General features: G+C 59.3%; 16 protein-coding genes. 9 read left to right on the forward strand and 7 right to left on the reverse strand.

All coding sequences use genetic code 11. The features are described 5' to 3' along the window. The first annotated feature begins 75 nt into the window (after nt 1–75). Together ACPYOJ_RS22380 and ACPYOJ_RS22385 are read left to right on the forward strand one after the other, a co-directional pair. Nucleotides 76–870 (forward strand): ParA family protein, encoded by a 795-nt coding sequence (locus ACPYOJ_RS22380; RefSeq protein WP_481418204.1) that lies wholly within the window; start codon nt 76–78, stop codon nt 868–870. A 17-nt stretch (nt 871–887) separates the two neighbouring features. Then, nucleotides 888–1,772: a ParB/RepB/Spo0J family partition protein gene (locus ACPYOJ_RS22385; RefSeq protein WP_481418205.1), complete on the forward strand. Its 885-nt coding sequence runs from the start codon at nt 888–890 to the stop codon at nt 1,770–1,772. Here ACPYOJ_RS22385 and holA read toward each other — a convergent pair. From holA to leuS, 3 genes are read right to left on the reverse strand one after another with little or no spacing between them, the layout of a single operon-like run. Beyond that, nucleotides 1,769–2,812, reverse strand: a complete 1,044-nt coding sequence (gene holA / locus ACPYOJ_RS22390) for a DNA polymerase III subunit delta (protein ID WP_481418206.1) — start codon at nt 2,810–2,812, stop codon at nt 1,769–1,771. The two genes, ACPYOJ_RS22385 and holA, sit on opposite strands and share 4 nt — an antisense overlap. Before the next feature lie 9 nt (nt 2,813–2,821). After that, on the reverse strand, nt 2,822–3,343 hold the full coding sequence (lptE, locus tag ACPYOJ_RS22395; protein WP_481418207.1) for an LPS assembly lipoprotein LptE: 522 nt from the start codon (nt 3,341–3,343) through the stop codon (nt 2,822–2,824). Further along, nucleotides 3,333–5,963 carry a leucine--tRNA ligase gene (gene leuS, locus ACPYOJ_RS22400; protein ID WP_481418208.1) on the reverse strand — a complete coding sequence of 877 codons (2,631 nt, stop codon included), beginning with the start codon at nt 5,961–5,963 and terminating at the stop codon, nt 3,333–3,335. The genes lptE and leuS overlap by 11 nt, the downstream gene beginning before the upstream one ends. Nucleotides 5,964–6,161: 198 nt before the next feature. On the opposite strand from leuS, the gene ACPYOJ_RS22405 reads away from it, so the two are divergent. After that, complete coding sequence (locus ACPYOJ_RS22405; RefSeq protein ID WP_481418209.1) at nt 6,162–6,821, forward strand: YggS family pyridoxal phosphate-dependent enzyme; 660 nt, start codon at nt 6,162–6,164, stop codon at nt 6,819–6,821. Between the two features lie 82 nt (nt 6,822–6,903). After that, entirely contained in the window at nt 6,904–8,814 is a 1,911-nt protein-coding gene (locus ACPYOJ_RS22410; protein ID WP_481418210.1) for a propionyl-CoA synthetase, read from the forward strand. Nucleotides 8,815–8,875: 61 nt separating this feature from the next. On the opposite strand, the gene ACPYOJ_RS22415 is transcribed toward ACPYOJ_RS22410, so the two are convergent. Beyond that, entirely contained in the window at nt 8,876–9,577 is a 702-nt protein-coding gene (locus ACPYOJ_RS22415) for a DUF1013 domain-containing protein (protein ID WP_481418211.1), read from the reverse strand. 211 nt (nt 9,578–9,788) lie between these two features. Here ACPYOJ_RS22415 and acs point away from each other — a divergent pair, with 211 nt between their 5' ends. Beyond that, the gene (gene acs / locus ACPYOJ_RS22420) at nt 9,789–11,750 is read left to right on the forward strand and encodes an acetate--CoA ligase (RefSeq protein WP_481418212.1); all 1,962 of its coding nucleotides are present in this window, start codon (nt 9,789–9,791) and stop codon (nt 11,748–11,750) included. 76 nt (nt 11,751–11,826) lie between these two features. Here the strand turns inward: acs and ACPYOJ_RS22425 are convergent, their stop codons facing one another. After that, on the reverse strand, nt 11,827–12,273 hold the full coding sequence (locus ACPYOJ_RS22425) for a thermonuclease family protein (protein WP_481418213.1): 447 nt from the start codon (nt 12,271–12,273) through the stop codon (nt 11,827–11,829). Nucleotides 12,274–12,322: 49 nt separating this feature from the next. After that, nucleotides 12,323–12,544, reverse strand: coding sequence for a DUF1674 domain-containing protein (locus ACPYOJ_RS22430; protein ID WP_168831849.1), 222 nt, complete (start codon nt 12,542–12,544; stop codon nt 12,323–12,325). 107 nt (nt 12,545–12,651) lie between these two features. Between ACPYOJ_RS22430 and htpX the strand changes: the two genes are divergently transcribed. The 4 genes from htpX to purH all read left to right on the forward strand — a co-directional run bounded on the left by htpX (nt 12,652) and on the right by purH (nt 18,486). Then, nucleotides 12,652–13,611, forward strand: coding sequence for a zinc metalloprotease HtpX (htpX, locus tag ACPYOJ_RS22435; protein ID WP_481418214.1), 960 nt, complete (start codon nt 12,652–12,654; stop codon nt 13,609–13,611). After that, nucleotides 13,608–14,987, forward strand: a complete 1,380-nt coding sequence (locus tag ACPYOJ_RS22440) for an RsmB/NOP family class I SAM-dependent RNA methyltransferase (protein ID WP_481418215.1) — start codon at nt 13,608–13,610, stop codon at nt 14,985–14,987. The genes htpX and ACPYOJ_RS22440 overlap by 4 nt, the downstream gene beginning before the upstream one ends. A gap of 113 nt (nt 14,988–15,100) precedes the next feature. Continuing rightward, the gene (locus ACPYOJ_RS22445) at nt 15,101–16,774 is read left to right on the forward strand and encodes a heparinase II/III family protein (protein WP_481418216.1); all 1,674 of its coding nucleotides are present in this window, start codon (nt 15,101–15,103) and stop codon (nt 16,772–16,774) included. 95 nt (nt 16,775–16,869) lie between these two features. Beyond that, nucleotides 16,870–18,486 (forward strand): bifunctional phosphoribosylaminoimidazolecarboxamide formyltransferase/IMP cyclohydrolase, encoded by a 1,617-nt coding sequence (gene purH / locus ACPYOJ_RS22450; RefSeq protein ID WP_481418217.1) that lies wholly within the window; start codon nt 16,870–16,872, stop codon nt 18,484–18,486. Between the two features lie 34 nt (nt 18,487–18,520). Here the strand turns inward: purH and ACPYOJ_RS22455 are convergent, their stop codons facing one another. Next, the gene (locus ACPYOJ_RS22455; protein ID WP_481418218.1) at nt 18,521–19,921 is read right to left on the reverse strand and encodes an MFS transporter; all 1,401 of its coding nucleotides are present in this window, start codon (nt 19,919–19,921) and stop codon (nt 18,521–18,523) included. Nucleotides 19,922–19,936: the final 15 nt, after the last annotated feature.

A 19,936-nucleotide genomic window follows, 5' to 3' on the forward strand; every position in this document is an offset into this window, starting at 1 on the left:
GTTGTGGAAAAAGATTCGGTGATCCTCGAGATATCCAATCTCCGCCGCTTGGTTTAACAATTCGGATGGTACGGAATGGCCATTAAACGGAACCGAATTATCACGATAGCAAATCAAAAGGGTGGTGTCGGGAAAACGACAACCGCGATCAATCTGGCAACCGCCTTGGCCGCAATCGGCGAACGGGTGCTGATTATCGACCTGGATCCGCAGGGGAATGCGAGTACGGGGCTCGGGATTGACCGAAAGGACCGAAAGCTTTCGTCTTACGATCTGTTGATTGGCGAAGCTGGCGTTGCCGATACGGCCTTGCCTACGGCCGTGCCAAATCTCTTCATCGTGCCGTCCACCATGGATCTGCTCGGCGTCGAGATGGAGATCGCACAGCAGAGCGACCGAGTGTTTAAGCTGCGGAAGGCGCTGTCGACGCCACAAGCCCTTGAATTTACGTATATTCTTCTTGACTGCCCGCCATCGTTCAATCTGTTGACGATGAATGCCATGGCTGCGGCGCATTCCGTTCTGGTCCCGTTACAGTGCGAATTTTTCGCCCTAGAAGGGCTGAGCCAACTACTGGAAACCGTCGATCAGGTGCGCCGGACCGTGAATCCGTATTTGGATATCCAGGGTATCGTGTTGACGATGTTCGATGCCCGAAACAACCTAGCACAGCAGGTGGTGCATGACGTTCGCACGCATCTCGGTGAAAAAGTCTATCACACGCTTATCCCGCGAAATGTCCGCGTCTCGGAGGCGCCGTCCTACGGCAAACCAGCCATCCTCTACGACCTGAAATGCGCCGGCAGTCAGGCCTATTTGCAATTGGCTTCCGAGGTCATTCAGCGTGAGCGCCAGCGCCTCGCAGCTTAACGTAAGTGAGTATTGCAATGAATGATGATGCATCGAAAAGACGTCTGGGCCGCGGCCTTGCTGCACTGATCGGCGAGATGGATCAGTCGCTTCCGGTCGATGGTGAGAAACCCAGCGTCAGTGCTGACCGCCTGATACCGATCGAATTCGTGAGCCGCAATCCGCGCAATCCGCGCCGCTTCTTTGATGACAGCGAATTGCACGATCTTGCAAGCTCAATCCGTCAGCACGGCATTGTCCAGCCGATTGTTGTTCGTACGCTCGCGGTCAACCACTACGAAATCATCGCTGGCGAAAGGCGGTGGCGCGCCGCGCAGCTGGCCGGTCTTATCGAAATCCCGGTGATCATCCGCGATGTGGATGACAAGACTGCGCTTGAGATTGCGATCGTCGAGAACGTTCAGCGGTCTGACCTAAATGCCCTCGAAGAGGCGCTAGGATACGAGCAGCTGATCGCAGAATATGGCTACACTCAAAACGATCTCGGCGAAATCATCGGCAAGAGCCGGAGCCATGTTGCCAATTCCCTTCGTCTCTTGAAACTTCCAGAGCCTGTGCGGGAGTTTCTCGCAGCCGGCAGTCTCTCGGCGGGGCATGCGCGCGCTCTCGTTTCGACATCCGATCCAACGGCCCTTGCCCGGACCATCGTGGCAAAGGGAATGTCGGTACGTGACGCAGAAAGGCTCGCGCAGCACGACATTAAGGCGCAGTCCGAGCCGCAACGCGCTCCCAGCACGCGTGATCAGAAGGATTCCGATACACTGGCCCTCGAGCGCACGCTTTCCGACGCGCTCGGTCTGGATGTCACGATCAATCACAAGGCCAGTGGCGGCCAAATCCGCATTGCCTATAAATCATTGGAACAATTGGAGGAAATCTGCCGCCTCCTGGAGCGACGTTAGCTCGAAGCCTTCCGGCCGCTTTGGATCGTTGTCGCTAGGAGCGTTTGCAGCGCGATGCTGCCCTCGATGCTCTGCCGCCTGCGTGTTTGCAGAATCGAGGATTGCAGTCTGTTCGTTTCGCGGCTGATCGCCTCCGCGCTCCAGGCGCGGAGCGCTTGCTCCACGATAGGCTTGCGCCGGAAATGCAAATGGCGCCCATGCGTCTGCATGATTTGCGCGGGCTGAGCGCGCTTTTCGTCCATTTCTGCGCGCATTGTATCCAGAAGTTGGAACTGCTTCAGGCAAGCCTGGAGGACCAGGAACACGGCGGTTTTGGATGCGGCTATTTTCTGCATCGAATGCAATAAATTACCGACATTTCCGCTCAATACGGCATCGACAGCATCATCGACCGAGATCGCGCTGGCATCGCCGATAATCTCTGTCACATGATGCTCTTCAATCATCTCGAAGCCGCGGCAATAGAGGGCGAGCTTTTTGATTTCGTTGCGCGATGCGATGCGGTCGCCGCCGATGAGTGCGGTTAGAGCCTGGCGGGCGGCGGGCGTTATGCGAAGGCCTTCTGAGGCTAGTTCGCTGTCGATCAAACCATTCAAGGCGCGCGCATCGTCCGAATAGCAGGGAATTGCCACGATGCTGCGTGTGCTTTCGGCAAGCTTACGAAGAAGTGAGCCCTTTTTCAGATCTCCGCCTTCGACAATGATGAAGGCGCCGTCTAGCGGCGTCTTTGATAGCTGGTCCAAAGCTTCTACCAGATACTTTTCATTCGCCGCCCCGCGTACCCAGAGGAGCTTTTCGCCGCCGAACAGCCCCATGGCGCCGGCTTCATCCTGCAGCCGTCCGGGATCCTTCTGAAGGTCGGCAATGTCGAGCTTGACCAGGGAAAATGGATCGTCGAGCGCAACGCCGCTCCTTGCGGCTATCTGCCCTGCCCTTTCGGAAACCAGACCGCGATCCGGGCCATAGACGACGAAGATGCGGTGGGCGGAAACCGAACGTTGAAGAAAACCTTCGAACTCATGCGACTTTATTTCCGCCACGCCGGCACCTTAACGGCCGAGCGCGCCGGCGATGTCCAAGCCGACGAACTCAGCAGCCTGACGCGCAGCGCGATCCTCGCCGTCACGAATCGCCCGTTGCTTGGCAAATTCCTGCTTCGGGAAGTCGACAAGAGCGGTGGCATAGCGGTTGCCCGATTTGATCACCTTGCCATCGGCAGTAGCACGCAGCGTATAATCGACGCTGACCGTCACGCGGCCTGCACGCGACGTGTCCGAGGATTCGACGAGAAGAGCATCAATAACCTCCGAGCGAACATGCAACTCGACCTCATAGGCCGGCTTTACAGGCTCGCCAGCTCCATGGCTGGCCAAGAAAATCAGATGGTTGCGAACATCCTGTTCAACACGGGTCGTCGCGTCCGAGAAGCCGACGGAGGCCAGCTTGCCAGCGACCGCCGACGTTTCCGAGTAAAGCGGCTGGATCTGGCAGGCCGAAAGCAAGGCTGCAAATGCAAGGACGAGCGTGATCGCGGCGCCGCGTGCGTGCTTGGAAGCGATATCAAACGACAATGTTCACAATCCTTTGCGGAACCACAATAATTTTCTTCGGCGTCTGACCGTTCATCGCGCTGACAACTGCGTCGAGCTCCAAGACTGCCTGCGTAACGGCATTCTGATCTGCATCACGAGAAATTGTCAATTCGGCACGCTTCTTACCGTTAATCTGAACCGGCAGCACGACCTCATTATCCTTGACCAGAGCGTCGTCATAAACCGGCCAAGCAGCGTGGGCGAGCATCTGACTATTGCCGAGTGCGGCCCAGCATTCTTCGGCCAGGTGCGGCGTCATCGGTGCAACGAGCTGAACCAGAATCTCCGCGGCGTTGCGAACCGCCGAGCGATAGGCGGCGTCGCCCTCGCCGGCCGCCACCTTGGTCAGCGGGCCTGCCAAGGCATTCACAAGCTCGTAAATCCGCGCGACGGCCTTGTTGAACCAAAGCTTGTCGTAATCGTTCTGCACAGCCTTCAAGGTTTTGTGGGCTGCCTGGGAAATCGAAAGCGCCTCGCCATCCTTTGACGGATGCGGGGAGACACCGGCCAAAGTACCAGATGCCTCAGAAATCAGGCGCCACAGGCGCTGCGTGAAGCGGTGCGCACCTTCCACCCCTGCTTCCGACCAAATGACATCGCGCTCCGGCGGGGAGTCCGAGAGAACGAAGAAGCGGGCCGTATCAGCGCCGTAGGAAGCAATGATATCGTCGGGATCGACGACGTTCTTCTTGGACTTGGACATCTTCTCGATCGAGCCGATCGAGACCTCCTCACCACCCTCCAGCAGGAAAGCGGTCCGTTTGCCATCGGCTTCTTCAATGCGGATATCGGCCGGCGCTACCCATTCGCGCCCCAATCCAGAGTTGCGGCTGTAGGTCTCGTGCACCACCATGCCCTGAGTAAACAGTCCTTTGAACGGCTCCTTCACATCCACATGCCCGGTTTCGCGCATCGCTCGCGTAAAGAAACGCGAGTAGAGCAGATGCAGAATCGCGTGCTCGATGCCGCCGATATACTGGTCGACAGGGAGCCAGCGGTTAGCTGCGGCCACATTTGTAGGCGTCCCTTCCCAAGGGGCCGTAAAACGGGTGAAGTACCAGCTTGAATCGACGAAAGTGTCCATCGTATCCGTTTCGCGCCGGGCATCCTTGCCACAGCTCGGGCAGGCGACGTGCCGCCAGGTCGGATGGCGGTCGAGCGGGTTACCCGGCTGATCGAACGTAACGTCCGCCGGCAACTTTACAGGCAGGTCCTTTTTCGGCACCGGTACGACGCCGCAGTCGTCGCAATGGATGACCGGAATCGGGCAGCCCCAATAGCGCTGCCGCGAAATACCCCAGTCGCGCAGCCGGAAATTCACCTTGCGCTCGCCCTGAAGTGCGTTCCCGAGCAGCGTGCTCGACAGACGATCGGCGACGATATTGAAGGCCTCATCCGTGGTTTTGCCGTCAAGGAAACGCGAGTTGATCATGACGCCGTCGCCGTCGTAAGCCGTATTACCGATGGTGAAACTCGCCGCATCGCCGTCCTTTGGCATCACGACCGGAACAACGGGCAGGCCATACTTGCGGGCAAAATCGAGGTCGCGCTGGTCGCCCGAGGGACAACCGAAAATAGCGCCCGTGCCGTAGTCCATCAGCACGAAGTTGGCGACATAGACCGGAAGCTCCCAGGAGGGATCGAGCGGGTGCCGGACGCGGATACCGGTATCCATGCCCTTCTTCTCTGCCGTCTCGAGCGCCGCCAGCGATGTGCCGACTCGTCGGCATTCCTCGCAAAAGGCTTCGATTGCCGGATCCCGTCCGGCAGCTTCCTTTGCAAGCGGATGGTCGGCGGCAATCGCAAGGAAGGACGCGCCGAACAGCGTGTCCGGACGCGTCGTGTAAACCGTCACTTCGGTTTCGCCAGCAGGTGCCGTCTGCGGTACGATTTCCCAGCGGATCATCATTCCTTCGGAACGACCGATCCAGTTCTTCTGCATCAGGCGAACCTTCTCCGGCCACTGGTCGAGTGTGTCCAGCGCGTCCAGCAGCTCTTCGCTGAAATCGGTGATCTTGAAGAACCACTGCGTCAGTTCACGCTGTTCGACGAGCGCGCCGGAGCGCCAGCCGCGGCCGTCGATAACCTGTTCGTTGGCGAGAACGGTATTATCGACCGGGTCCCAATTCACCTTCGACTGCTTGCGGTAGACCAGACCTTTTTCGAGGAAATCCAGGAAAAGGTGTTGCTGATGCTGGTAATACTCGACGTCGCAAGTGGCGAATTCGCGACTCCAATCAAGTGACAAGCCCATGGCCTTCAGCTGTGATCTCATCGAAGCAATGTTCTCGTAGGTCCAGGCGCCGGGATGAACGCCGCGCTCCATTGCTGCGTTTTCAGCCGGCATTCCGAAAGCATCCCAGCCCATGGGATGCAGAACATTGAAGCCCCGGGCTCGCTTGTACCGGGCAACAACGTCACCCATCGCGTAGTTGCGAACATGGCCCATGTGAATACGGCCCGACGGATAGGGGAACATCTCGAGCACGTAATATTTTTCGCGCGGATCGGCATTGTCGGTCTCAAAGACCTTCGCCTCGTTCCATTTTTGCTGCCAGCGGGGCTCGGCGTCGCGCGGATTATAACGTTCGGTGGCCATGGTATTCGAATTTCCGGAAATCAGGGGAGGTTGGTGGTGACCTTCACCATGAAACCGCCGTACCGTCAAGTTTTGCAGGCGTCTAAACCTCGGATCCGCGGCATCAAAAGCGCTTTTTACAGAGACAGGTCTTGGCAAGAACACCATGCGTGGTTAGTGCATGCCATTCTCCTTGCGCGGACATGTCGGGTTAACACGATGGAACTTCAAGAGCGGTTGAACGAGGTGCGCTCTCGCATTGCGGCAGCAGAGCATCAATCCGGGCGCCCGGCTGGGTCGGTTCAGCTCGTTGCCGTGTCAAAGACCTTCGATGCAGAGGCTATTCGCCCAGCAATCGCAGCCGGTCAGCGCATCTTCGGCGAGAACCGCGTCCAGGAGAGCCAGGGCAAATGGCTCGAACTCAAGGCCGAGACACCCGGCATCGAGCTACACCTCATCGGCCCGCTGCAATCAAACAAGGCAAACGATGCCGTTGCACTTTTTGATGTCATCGAAACCGTCGATCGCGAGAAGATCGCCCGTGCGCTCGCTGACGAAATGAAGCGTCAGGCAAAGACTCTCCGCCTCTATGTTCAGGTGAACACCGGACTGGAACCGCAAAAGGCCGGCATCGCTCCCAACGATACACCGGCATTTGTCGATTTCTGCCGAAGCGAGCTCGGTCTTTCGATCGAGGGGCTGATGTGCATTCCGCCAGCCGAGGAAAACCCTGGTCCGCATTTTGCCCTGCTGGCCAAGCTTGCCGCGAGATGTAGCGTGGAGAAACTCTCAATGGGCATGTCCGGTGACTACGAAACAGCGGTCGCCTTCGGCGCCACGAGCGTCCGCGTGGGCTCCGCCATCTTCGGCGCCCGCTGATACGCTCCTTTCGTCGGGCTTTCTCTCCGGCCCTGCCTCCGCTAGATTGATAGGATAACTTGCATGTCCTGGGGAGGAGCAAATGCAGGGAGGCTATCGGCAGACTTATGCCAGGTGGAAGGACGATCCGGAGGCCTTTTGGCGTGAGGCGGCGGCGGCAATAAGCTGGTTCAAACAGCCAGAGCAGACCTTTTCGCGAGCGGGCAGTCCATATGGACGCTGGTTCGTCGGGGGCGAAACCAATACCTGCTATAATTGCCTCGACCGCCATGTTCAGGCTGGCCGCGGTGGCGACACCGCATTCATCTACGATAGCCCGATTAGCGGTACGAAGACTGCATATACCTATGACGAAGTCCTTGTCGAAGTGGCCGCCATTGCAGCGACGCTGCGGCAACGAGGGATCGCGAAAGGCGACCGCGTCATCATCTACATGCCGATGGTGCCGCAAGCGGTCTTTTCCATGCTTGCCTGCGCGCGCATCGGCGCAGTCCATTCCGTCGTGTTCGGCGGCTTTGCCGCAAATGAGCTTGCGGCGCGCATCGACGATTCGGAAGCGAAACTAATCATTACGGCAAGTTGCGGGCTCGAACCGGGACGGGTGGTTCCATACAAGCCCTTGGTTGATCAGGCGATTGCTATCGCGAAATTGAAGCCGGCCCATTGTCTCGTCTTGCAGAGGCTGCAGCTTGTGGCCGAGCTGATCGAGGGTCGCGACGAGGATTTCGAAGCTGCCGTTGCGAGAAATCGCGGAGTGAATGTCGAGTGCATCCCCGTCAGCGCAACGGACGAGCTCTACATTCTTTACACATCCGGGACGACGGGCCAGCCGAAGGGCGTTGTGCGCGACAATGGCGGCCACATGGTTGCCCTCAACTGGTCGATGGTAAACATCTTCGGCATCAAGCAGGGCGACGTCTTCTGGGCCGCTTCCGATATCGGTTGGGTCGTCGGTCATTCCTACATCGTCTATGCACCGCTCCTGGTTGGCGCCGCCAGTGTGATATTCGAAGGAAAGCCGGTTGGCACGCCGGATGCCGGTGTCTTCTGGCGCATCGCTTCAGAGCATGATGTACGGGTTCTTTTCACCGCACCCACCGCCTTCCGCGCCATTCGCCGCGAAGATAGCGAGGGCGTTCACATCAAGACGTATGCGATGCCGAATTTCGGTGCCTTGTTCCTGGCGGGGGAGCGGGCGGACCCGGAGACACTGAAGTGGGCCGAGCGCATGCTCGATGTTCCCGTGATCGATCATTGGTGGCAGACGGAAACCGGATGGCCGATGGTGGCGAACCCGCTGGGCCTTGAGGTCCTGCCGGTGAAGCATGGTTCTCCGTCGGTGCCCATGCCCGGCTTCGGCATCCACGTTCTCGATGATGCTGGCCACTCGGTTACGCCGGGGACACTTGGAAATATCGTTGTGGAGCTTCCCCTGCCCCCAGGTTGCCTACCCACGTTATGGAAAGCCGACGAGCGCTTCCATTCAGCCTACCTGGCTGAGTTTCCCGGTTACTATAAAACAGCGGATGCCGGCTATATTGATGAAGATGGCTATCTCTTCATTATGGCGCGCACCGATGACATCATCAACTGCGCCGGCCACCGGCTGTCGACCGGAGCAATGGAGGAGGTTTGTGCCAGACATCCAGATGTCGCCGAATGCGCCGTGGTCGGCATTGCCGACCAGCTGAAGGGCCAGGTACCCTGCGGTTTCCTGGTCCTCAAGAAGAACGTTTCACGGGAAACATCGGCCATCGAATCAGAGGTCGTCGAACTGATCCGCGATGTGATCGGCCCAGTGGCCGCTTTCAAGACCGCAATAACCGTCGACCGCCTTCCCAAGACCCGCTCCGGCAAGATTCTTCGCGGCACAATCCAGAAAATCGCCGACGGCGTGCCGTGGAAAATGCCGGCGACGATCGATGATCCAGCTATTCTCGAGGAAATCGCGGAAGCCTTGCGCAAGCGGGAGTTCGGTTCGCTGCCGATGTAGAGCGCACAAATAGAAAGGCCCCGCTTACGCAGGGCCTTAATGTGTCGATCGTCAAAGACAATCAAAACTGATCATCTTCGTCCTCGTCCTTCGGAGAGGACTTCAGCGACTTGAGCTTGGCAAAGACGGCATCGGCGTCGATCTCCCGCTCTTCCTCGCGCTCGAAGCTCGGGGTAAGGCGCTCGGTTTCCTGTGCAGACTGCAATGTTGCACCGAGTTCCGCAGCGGTCGGCAGCGGCCGGCCCTTGGATGCTTTTTCCACTTCCATATCGAGATCGATCTGGCTGCAGAGGCCGAGCGTGACCGGATCCATCGGCGTCAGGTTTGCCGAGTTCCAGTGTGTCCGCTCGCGGATCTGCTCGATCGTCGACTTGGTGGTGCCGACGAGGCGTGAAATCTGCGCATCCTTCAGTTCCGGATGGTTGCGAACAAGCCAGAGAATGGCATTCGGGCGGTCCTGACGCTTTGAGACCGGCGTGTAGCGCGGGCCGCGGCGCTTGGATTCCGGAACGCGAACCTTTGGCTCGGAAAGCTTCAGCTTGTGGTTCGGATTGGCTTCAGCACGAGCGATTTCGTCGCGGGAAAGCTGCCCGGTCGCAATCGGGTCGAGGCCCTTGATGCCCTGCGCGGCTTCGCCGTCGGCAATGGCCTTGACTTCGAGAGGATGCAACTTGCAAAACTGCGCGATCTGATCGAAAGACAGGGCGGTATTGTCGACAAGCCAGATAGCGGTCGCCTTCGGCATGAGCAGCTGTTGAGCCATGGATATAGTCCTTCTGTCGTCCGCGCCGGTGCCGCGGTCCGTGGATATCAACCACAATGTCCGGAAAATATGGCGCTATATAACCGCAGTGATGCGGAATTGCAATTGATGCGTAACGAAATGACCTTTGTCTAATTGCCGGGCGATTTTGACCTGCTATGAATGCCAATGACAGGTACCGCGCTGCCGTGTCTTTGTAAGGAGGAGTTCCATGTCGGAAAAGACCTATCCGGTTTCGAAGCCGGTGAAGAGCCATGCCTTGGTCGATAAGGACAAGTACGAGAAGTGGTATAAGGAAAGTATCGAAAGCCCGGATAAATTCTGGGGCAAGCACGGCAAGCGCATCGACTGGTTCAAGCCTTATACAAAGGTTAAAAACACCTCCTTCACTGGCAAGGTCTCGATCAAGTGGTTCGAAGACGGCCAGACCAATGTCTCCTACAATTGTATCGATCGCCATCTGAAGACGCACGGCAATCAGGTCGCGATCATCTTCGAAGGCGACAATCCGTATATCGACAAGAAGATCACCTATAACGAGCTCTACGAGCATGTCTGCCGCATGGCGAATGTGCTGAAGAAGCACGGCGTCAAGAAGGGCGATCGCGTCACCATCTACATGCCGATGATCCCGGAAGCGGCCTACGCCATGCTCGCCTGTTCGCGCATCGGCGCCGTTCATTCCGTCGTCTTCGGCGGCTTTTCGCCGGAAGCGCTCGCCGGCCGCATTGTCGACTGCGAATCGACCTTTGTTATCACCTGCGATGAAGGTCTACGCGGTGGTAAGCCGATCCCCCTCAAGGAGAACACGGACACCGCCATCGATATCGCCGCGCGCCATCATGTAAAGGTCAGCAAGGTGCTTGTCGTGCGTCGCACAGGCGGCAAGACGGGCTGGGCGCCCGGCCGTGACCTCTGGTATCACCAGGAAGCGGCGACGGTGAAGGCCGAATGCCCGCCGGTGAAAATGAAAGCGGAAGATCCGCTCTTCATCCTCTACACGTCAGGCTCGACAGGCAAGCCGAAGGGAGTGCTTCACACCACCGGCGGCTATCTCGTCTATGCGTCGATGACGCATGAATACGTCTTCGATTATCATCCCGGCGACATCTACTGGTGCACGGCCGATGTCGGCTGGGTCACTGGCCATTCCTACATCGTCTACGGCCCGCTTTCGAATTGTGCGACGACACTAATGTTCGAAGGCGTGCCGACCTTTCCGGACCAGGGCCGGTTCTGGGAAGTGATCGACAAGCACAAGGTCAACATCTTCTACACGGCGCCGACGGCGATCCGTGCGCTGATGGGGGCGGGCGATGATTTCGTGACCCGCTCGTCACGCTCGTCGCTCAGGCTGCTCGGTACGGTCGGTGAACCGATCAATCCGGAAGCCTGGGAGTGGTACCACAACGTCGTCGGCGACAAGCGGTGCCCGATCGTCGACACGTGGTGGCAGACGGAAACCGGCGGCATTCTCATAACGCCGCTGCCGGGTGCAACCGACCTGAAGCCCGGCTCGGCGACCAAGCCCTTCTTTGGCGTCAAGCCGGAGCTCGTCGACAATGAAGGCAATCTGCTGGAAGGCGCCGCCGACGGCAATCTCTGCATCGCCGACAGCTGGCCTGGTCAGATGCGGACGGTCTATGGCGACCACAAGCGCTTCGTCCAGACGTATTTTGCCACATACAAGGGTAAGTACTTCACCGGCGACGGCTGCCGCCGTGACGAGGACGGCTATTACTGGATTACCGGACGTGTCGATGACGTGCTGAACGTCTCCGGCCACCGTCTCGGCACGGCCGAAGTTGAATCAGCCTTGGTTTCGCATAATCTGGTTTCCGAGGCTGCCGTCGTCGGCTACCCGCACCCAATCAAGGGACAGGGGATCTACTGCTATGTGACGCTGATGGCCGGCAGCGAAGGCTCCGACGATCTGCGTCAGCAGCTTGTGAAGCACGTCCGTGCGGAAATCGGCGCAATCGCGGCTCCGGACAAAATCCAGTTCGCCCCCGGCCTGCCGAAAACCCGTTCCGGCAAAATCATGCGCCGCATCCTGCGTAAAATCGCGGAGGATGATTTCGGCTCGCTCGGCGATACGTCGACGCTCGCCGATCCTGCTGTCGTCGACGATCTGATCACCAATCGCCAGAATAACCAAAAGAAAGCGGGCTAAATTTTTAGGCGCTCCTGCCGCCATGTGGCGGCAGGAGCATTCGATGGCACGGAAACGGCGGAAGACCAAAGGCGAGCTAACCTGTCGTGCAAGCCTGCCGTGGCTTGCGCCCACCGTCATAGGTCCGTGCAAGACCGGCGAGGAGCAGATTGTCGGCGACGCTCCGGCCATCGGAGAGCGTCACGTCGGCGACGATGCGGCCGAAATATTTGTCTCCCGAAATGCGGGTGAGCTGAATTCTGGGTGATGTGGCGGCGAGCTCTTCCAGAGCGTGCTGCGCTTTGAAGCCTGCCTGGCGAACGCTTTCGCATTTCGAGTGTAGCTCCGGCGTGTCGATGCCGCGGATACGCACATAGACTTCCATCTTCTGCTGCGGCCAGGGCTGCGCCTCGACAAGCAGCGTATCGCCATCGATGACGCGCAGGATCTCCGCAGCGACCGGTCCCGAAATCTCATCGCGTGAGTGGGCTTCGGCGACGAACGCCGCGGTGAAGCCAGCGAGAATCAAAAGCAAGTTGGGCATGGAAAGGAATAAATTCCGATCCAATGGCAAAGTCAATAGGAATATTTACTTAGAAGTCGATGGCGCGGCCGTTGATCTCATAATCTCCGAACCGGGCCGGCTCTGCGCCGCCTCGGCCGCCAATCTCGGGCGGCAGGTCCAGAGGCTTGGCGTTGCGCCGCCGTTCTTCCGCTTCCGCGAGCGCACGCTTTGCTGCAGGCGACAGGGCTTTGTTTGGCGCAGCGCCTTCTGTAACCGGGCTTTCGGTGTTGTCGTTGTCCGCTGGCTGCATTTGCCTCTCTCGTCGGAATGTTGAAAATGGCTGGCGAATAACCAAATCATAATGCGCCGGTGCCGCGATTTAAACCCTTTCGCCGCAGATGGGAGATGGAGACCTCGATGAACCTCGTTCGTACTGCCATGTTGCTTGCCTTCATGACGGCTCTGTTCATGTTCGTCGGCTTCCTGATCGGCGGCCGCGGCGGCATGATGATCGCCTTGCTGATGGCCGCTGGGATGAACTTCTTTGCCTACTGGAATTCGGATCGGATGGTGCTCTCGGCCTACCGGGCCCAGGAGGTCGACGAGCGCAACGCGCCGGAATTCTTCGGGATCATTCGTGATCTCGCGCGCAATGCCGGCCTGCCGATGCCCAAGGTCTATCTGTACGACAATCCGCAGCCGAATGCCTTTGCGACGGGCCGCAATCCGCAAAATGCCGCCGTCGCTGCCTCGACCGGACTTCTCAGCATGCTTTCGCCGGAAGAAGTTGCAGGCGTGATGGCGCACGAGCTGGCGCACATCCAGAACCGCGATACGCTGACGATGACGATTACGGCGACGCTTGCCGGTGCGATCTCCATGCTCGGCAACTTCGCCTTCTTCTTCGGCGGCAATCGCGACAACAACAACTCCGTCGGCTTCATCGGTGCGCTTGTGGCGATGATCGTCGCGCCGCTTGCCGCCATGCTCGTGCAGATGGCGATCAGCCGGACGCGTGAATATTCCGCCGACCGGCGCGGCGCTGAAATCAGCGGCAACCCGCTCTGGCTCGCTTCTGCCCTGGCAAAAATTGCCGGAGGCGCGGCGCACATCCCGAACTACGATGCCGAGCGCAATCCTGCGACCGCGCATATGTTCATCATCAATCCGCTTTCCGGGGAACGGATGGACAATCTGTTTTCGACGCATCCGAATACGGAGAACCGCATTGCAGCGCTTCAGGAAATGGCGGCGAGCGGCATGAATGGCTCGACGGCAGCGGTTCGCACTGCTAATCCGTCGCGCAAATCGCGCTCGGTTCCGAATACGGGTATTGGCCGCGGTGGTTCCCAACCGCCTAAAGGTCCGTGGTCTTGAAATCAGCCAGCAGAGACAAGCCATCCAGCAAGAAGAAGCCGCCTGCAGACCGTCCGCCCGCAAAGCCGGGCCTGCAGGCGCGTGCGACCGCGGCCAAGATTCTCTCCGCGGTTGTTGATCGGAAGCTACCGCTGGACGGCGCGCTGGATCACGAACACGGAAATCCGGCCTACAAGGCGCTTAGCGAGGGCGATCGCGCGTTGGTCCGCGCCATCATCAATACCACACTCCGGCACCTGCCCCGCATCGATGCTGCGATTGCCTTGCTGCTCGATTCGCCGCTGCCGGAAGGAGCGCGCGCGCTTCACCATGTGCTTGCCGTCGGCGCAGCCCAGATCCTTTACCTCGATGTACCGGATCATTCGGCTGTCGATCTTGCCGTCGAGCAGGCGAACCAGGATCCCCGCAACCGCCGCTTCGCGAAGCTGGTGAATGCGATCCTCCGGCGCCTTAGCCGGGAGAAGGAACCGATCCTTGAAGAGATCGCCAAGATTCCGCCAATGCCGGTCTGGTTTCTCGAGCGTCTCGAAAGGGCTTATGGGAAGGAAGCGGCCGCGGCTATATCCGAATCGCAGCTTGAGCCTGCCGCAATCGATCTTACCGTGAAGTCCGACGCCGCAGGCTGGGCAAGGAAACTGAATGGCGAAGTCCTGCCGACCGGCGGCGTGCGGCTTGCAGCCTTCGAGGGCTCTATTCCCTCCCTTGAAGGCTTCGACCAGGGAGAATGGTGGGTACAGGACGCTGCGGCGAGCATTCCTGCGAAGCTCTTCGGCGATCTCTCCGGCAAGCGCGTCGCCGATCTTTGTGCTGCACCGGGCGGCAAGACTGCGCAGCTCATTGTCGCCGGCGGCCGCGTGACGGCGATCGATCAGTCCGAAAGCCGTTTGAAACGGCTGCGATCGAATCTCGACCGACTGGGCCTCGAGGCGGAAACGCTTGTAACCGATCTTACGAAATTTGACCCCGCAGAGCCTTTTGACGCCATCCTGCTCGACGCGCCCTGTTCTTCGACGGGCACAACGCGCCGCCATCCGGATGTTCTCTGGACGAAAGGGCCCGAGGACATCGCCAAGCTTGCCGGCGTACAGGAACGGCTGCTTCGTCATGCGCTGACGCTCTTGAAGCCCGGCGGCGCGGTCGTCTTTTCAAATTGCTCGCTGGATCCCGCTGAGGGCGAGGATGTCATCAGCCGGATTTTGCAGGACACGCCGAATATTGAGCGGGTCAGAATCGATGCCGCCGAATGGCCCGGTCTTGAAAGCGCGATCACTCCGCTCGGCGAATTCCGCACGACACCTGCCATGTTGCGCATGCCCGCGACAGTCGCCTCGGGCCTCGATGGCTTTTATGCCGCCATATTGCGACGTGTTGCCTGATTTCTACGCGCGCCGCTTATATTTCGTTTTTGTCACAAATTAATGCAAACTTACCGCTGAAACCGGCCTTCCTTCACCTATTCTTAATCATGAGGGTCAATAGAAAATAAAGTATGCAGTCTGGCCGGCGGTTTTCGACTTTGTATGTTCGGGAGGCCTGGCGTCGCTTTTCGCGGCGCAGGGTGCTTCTAAGGCTGCGTTTTTTCCGCCGGACGATCAAGGTGCCCGAGCGCCTCATCGTCGCCCCGACCGATCTTCGGGCTATCGATTCGCACATCGCTGACGAGATCATGAATGGCCGCTTTCCTCTGGTGGGGCGACTACTGGAGACGAATGGCAAATCGCCCTTCGGCTTTACGCTTCCGTCACGCGCCTTTGCCAGCCGCCTGCATGGCTTTGGCTGGCTCCGCCACATGCGCGCCTACAAGAATGACCGAGCTTCGGCCGTTGCCCGGGCGATCGTCGATGGCTGGCTCTCGCTGCATGCGGGCCGGATGGAAGGCATTGCCTGGGAAATCGATGTCACATCGCAGCGCGTAATTGCCTGGCTGTCGCATTCGCCGGTGGTCCTCCAGAATGCCGACCGTGGCTTTTATCGGCGTTTTACGAAATCTTTGGCATTTCAAGTTCGCTACCTTCAGCGCATGGCTCCCTTTGCGCTTGCGGGAGAAAGTCTCTTCCGTCTTCGCATCGCACTCGCCATGGCCTCGATCGCAATGCCCGCGCGGCAATCCGTGATGCGCAAGGCGGCTCTGGCGCTGGACAACGAATTCGATAGTCAGATTCTGCCCGACGGCGGGCATATCTCACGCAATCCGCGTGTAGGGCTCGAATTGCTTCTCGATCTCCTGCCGCTTCGGCAGACCTATGTGAATCTCGGCCACGACCTGCCGCAGAAGCTGATTGCGGGCATCGACCGCATGTATCCGGCGCTTCGGTTCTTCCGCCACCAGAATGGCGATCTTGCGCTCTTCAATGGCGCAACAGCAACCCTTGCCAATGAGCTCATGTCGGTCCTGCGCTACGACGAAACGGCGGGCCAGCCTTTCAAGGCGATGCCACATTCCCGCTATCAGCGCCTGGCGGCGGGAAATACAGTGTTGATTGCCGATACCGGTCCACCGGCTGCCGGCACCCTGTCTCGTACGGCGCACGCGGGCTGCCTTTCTTTCGAAATGTCGTCGGGCCGCCACCGCTTTATCGTCAATTCCGGCTCGCCGAAATTCGCCGGCCGCCGCTATGTGCAGATGGCGCGCACCACCGCGGCGCATTCGACCGTGACGCTGAACGATACTTCGTCCAGCCGTTTCTCGCCGTCTGAATATCTCGGCCATATCATCATTGACCCGGTGAGGACCGTCAGCGTCGAGCGTGCCGAAACCGAAGACGGACGCGACGTTATCAAGGTCAGTCATGACGGCTATCTCAAGAATTTCGGCGTGCTTCACGAGCGGGAACTGACGCTGAATGCTGCGGGCTCAATTGTCACCGGTCGCGATCGGCTGGTGCGGCAGGGCGAGCGCACGAGCAACGAACCGCTTCGTGCCGCCGCACGCTTCCATGTCCATCCGGCCATCAATGTGAGGCAGAGCGACCGCGAGTCCGCATTGCTGACGGCGCCAGACGGCGAAAGCTGGCTCTTCTCCTCGCCGGGGAACGAAGTCTTGATCTCCGAGGACGTCTTCTTCGCCGACGCCTCCGGCATCTGTGGTTCGGACCAGATCGAGATTGACTTCGTCTTCGCCGAAAAGCCGGAAATTCGCTGGTTTTTGTCCCGCAAGAGCTAGTGACTGTTTGCGCGGCGGCAAAGCTGTGCTAACGCGGCGGCATCGCCCTAGCGTCCCTCGCCGGATGTCTCCCGAAGCCCGAACGGAGAAGGTTCATGGCCGTCATTTCCAAAAAGATCCCCGCCCCCGACAAGGTCAAAATCACGACTGCGTTGCTTTCCGTTTCCGACAAGACGGGCGTCGTCGAGTTCGCCCGCGCGCTTTCCGAAAAAGGAATCCGCCTGCTTTCGACCGGCGGCACGCATAAGGCGATTGCGGCTGCCGGTCTCGCCGTCACCGATGTTTCGGAGGTCACAGGCTTTCCGGAAATCATGGACGGGCGCGTGAAGACGCTGCATCCCAAGGTTCACGGCGGTCTCCTGGCGATCCGTGACGATGCCGAGCATCGCCAAGCCATGAAGCTGCACGGCATCGAGAGCATCGATCTCGCCGTTATCAATCTTTACCCGTTCGAGGATGTTCGCGCTGCCGGCGGCGACTATCCAACGACGGTCGAGAATATTGATATTGGCGGCCCGGCAATGATCCGCGCTTCGGCCAAGAATCACGCTTATGTGACGATCGTGACCGATCCGTCAGACTATGCCGAACTGCTCGAGCAGCTCGCAGCCGATGCCGGCCAGACCGGCTATGCCTTCCGCCAGCGCATGGCCGCCAAGGCCTATGCCCGCACGGCGGCTTACGATGCCATGATTTCGAACTGGTTCGCCGAAGCGCTCGCCATCGATACGCCGCGCCACCGGGTGATCGGCGGCGTCTTGAAGGAAGAGATGCGCTACGGCGAAAACCCGCACCAGAAGGCTGCCTTCTACGTTACGGGCGAAAAGCGCCCCGGCGTCTCGACGGCGACATTGCTCCAGGGCAAGCAGCTTTCCTACAACAACATCAACGACACCGATGCGGCCTATGAGCTGGTCGCCGAATTCCTACCGGAGAAGGCGCCCGCCTGTGCCATCATCAAGCATGCTAATCCCTGTGGCGTCGCAACCGGTCCGAGCCTCATCGAGGCTTACAAGCGGGCGCTTGCCTGCGATTCCGTTTCTGCCTTCGGCGGCATCATCGCATTGAACAGCACGCTCGATGCGGAGACGGCGGAAGAAATCATCAAGCTGTTCACGGAAGTCATCATCGCTCCGGATGTAAGCGACGAGGCCAAGGCGATCGTCGCGAGGAAGCCGAACCTGCGCCTGCTTTCCGCGGGCGGGCTGCCTGATCCGCGCGCCGCCGGCTTGACGGCAAAAACGGTCTCCGGCGGTCTGCTCGTCCAGAGCCGCGATAACGGCATGGTCGAAGATCTGGAGCTGAAGGTCGTCACCAAGCGTGCTCCGACAGCCCAGGAGCTGGAAGACATGAAGTTTGCCTTCAAGGTCGGCAAGCATGTGAAATCGAATGCGGTCGTTTATGCCAAGGATGGCCAGACGGCCGGCATAGGTGCCGGGCAGATGAGCCGCGTCGATTCCGCCCGCATCGCTGCACTGAAAGCCGAGGAAGCCGCCAAGGCTCTCGGCCTGCCCGCTCCGATGACGCGCGGTTCGGCGGTCGCCTCCGAGGCTTTCCTGCCATTCGCCGATGGCCTTCTGTCGATGATTGCTGCCGGTGCCACGGCGGTCATCCAGCCGGGCGGTTCCATGCGCGATCAGGAGGTGATCGATGCCGCCAACGAGCACAATGTTGCGATGGTATTCACCGGCATGCGCCACTTCCGTCACTGAGAGTGAAGGCCTCGTCACTCGACGGGGCGTCGCTTCACTTTTGATCCCTATCCGCCGGATAAGGCGTTACGATCAGCAGGATCAAGCCGCCAGCGAGGAAAAGAAGCAGCGTCGCCATGCCGAGGCGCGCTGACCCGCTGGCATAAGTCATCAGCGAAAAGAAGAGCGTTGCCATGAAGCTCGTGGCGCGGCCTGAAAGCGCATAGATCCCGAAATAGCGCCCTGCCTCTTCCAGGCTGACGCTGCGCGCCAGATAGGAACGCGAGGAGGCCTGTACGGGGCCGAAGGCGAGGCCGATCAGCAGTCCGTAGAGGATATAGGCCTTCTCCGCCGCCGTGCCGAAAAGCCCTCCGGCGTCTGCCGTGGACAACGGCACGAGGCCGAAAAGCGTGTAGCCCGGCCCTGTCGAAATAATGCCGGTCGTTGCAAAAAGCAGCATGGTCAGGCTGATCAGGATCGTCGCCTTTGAGCCGATCCGGTGGTCCACCCTGCCGGCGATGACGCAGCCGAAAATCGCGACAACATTGAGGATGATCCCGTAAAGCCCGATTTCGATTGTTGCCCAGCCGAACATGCCGGCGGCAAAGGCGCCGCCAAGGATCAGCAGTCCGTTGACACCGTCCTGATAAATCATTCGGGCAATCAGGAATTTCAGAATGCCCCTTCGGTGCTTCAGTTCGCCGACCGTGTTCCGGACCTGCTTCAGGCCGGAACGCACCGCGGTCGCGAACGGCAGCCCCTTCGGCGCATCAGGCGTGAAGAGAAACATCGGGATGATGAAGATCAGATACCATACCGCGGAGATTGGTCCGGTAATGCGCGCGTCCTCGCCGGTATGCGGGTCAAGGCCAAACAAAGGGGCAAATCCCAGCAGCGTCTTTCCGGTTTCCAGACTGCCCGCGAACAGCGCCACGACGGCGATGAGCACAATCATTCCACCGAGGTAGCCAAGGCCCCAGGCGGTGTTGGAGAGCTTGCCCACCTCATCCTTCCCCACAAGGCGCGGCATCATCGAATCGTTGAAGACGATGGAAAATTCGGCCGCGGTCGAAGCGAGAATCATAAAGATCACCGGGTAGATGACCGGCGATCCCGGGGCCGCAAACCAAAGGCCGAAGAGACTTGCGATCTTGATCAGCGCGAAGAAGGCGGTCCAGGGTTTGCGGGCGCCGGACTGATCGGCGATGGAGCCGAGGATCGGAGAGAGCACGGCGATGATAACCGAGGAGATCGTCGCCATATTGCTCCACATCGCCTGTGCGGAGACGGGATCGGCAGTCAGTCTCGAGACGAAATAGGGGCCGAAGATGAACGTGGTTACGACCGTAAAGAACGGCTGGGCCGCCCAGTCGAAAAGCATCCAGCCCCAGATGCCTTTCTCCGGCGCCTTTTGCGGCGCGGGCGTCCCCGTTCCGGTCCAGTCTATCCTGCTCACGCATCCACTCCCGCT

The sequence above is a fragment of the Rhizobium sp. SVR5-9E genome (genome assembly GCF_056755095.1).

What these genes read in the sequence shown, in the direction of transcription:
- ACPYOJ_RS22405 (WP_481418209.1), top strand. Translation starts at nt 6,162, where the DNA reads ATGGAACTTCAAGAGCGGTTGAACGAGGTGCGCTCTCGCATTGCGGCA.
- ACPYOJ_RS22445 (WP_481418216.1), top strand. Translation starts at nt 15,101, where the DNA reads ATGCAGTCTGGCCGGCGGTTTTCGACTTTGTATGTTCGGGAGGCCTGG.
- ACPYOJ_RS22425 (WP_481418213.1), bottom strand. Translation starts at nt 12,273, where the DNA reads ATGCCCAACTTGCTTTTGATTCTCGCTGGCTTCACCGCGGCGTTCGTC.
- purH (WP_481418217.1), top strand. Translation starts at nt 16,870, where the DNA reads ATGGCCGTCATTTCCAAAAAGATCCCCGCCCCCGACAAGGTCAAAATC.
- leuS (WP_481418208.1), bottom strand. Translation starts at nt 5,963, where the DNA reads ATGGCCACCGAACGTTATAATCCGCGCGACGCCGAGCCCCGCTGGCAG.
- ACPYOJ_RS22415 (WP_481418211.1), bottom strand. Translation starts at nt 9,577, where the DNA reads ATGGCTCAACAGCTGCTCATGCCGAAGGCGACCGCTATCTGGCTTGTC.
- ACPYOJ_RS22385 (WP_481418205.1), top strand. Translation starts at nt 888, where the DNA reads ATGAATGATGATGCATCGAAAAGACGTCTGGGCCGCGGCCTTGCTGCA.
- ACPYOJ_RS22410 (WP_481418210.1), top strand. Translation starts at nt 6,904, where the DNA reads ATGCAGGGAGGCTATCGGCAGACTTATGCCAGGTGGAAGGACGATCCG.
- ACPYOJ_RS22380 (WP_481418204.1), top strand. Translation starts at nt 76, where the DNA reads ATGGCCATTAAACGGAACCGAATTATCACGATAGCAAATCAAAAGGGT.
- ACPYOJ_RS22430 (WP_168831849.1), bottom strand. Translation starts at nt 12,544, where the DNA reads ATGCAGCCAGCGGACAACGACAACACCGAAAGCCCGGTTACAGAAGGC.
- htpX (WP_481418214.1), top strand. Translation starts at nt 12,652, where the DNA reads ATGAACCTCGTTCGTACTGCCATGTTGCTTGCCTTCATGACGGCTCTG.
- acs (WP_481418212.1), top strand. Translation starts at nt 9,789, where the DNA reads ATGTCGGAAAAGACCTATCCGGTTTCGAAGCCGGTGAAGAGCCATGCC.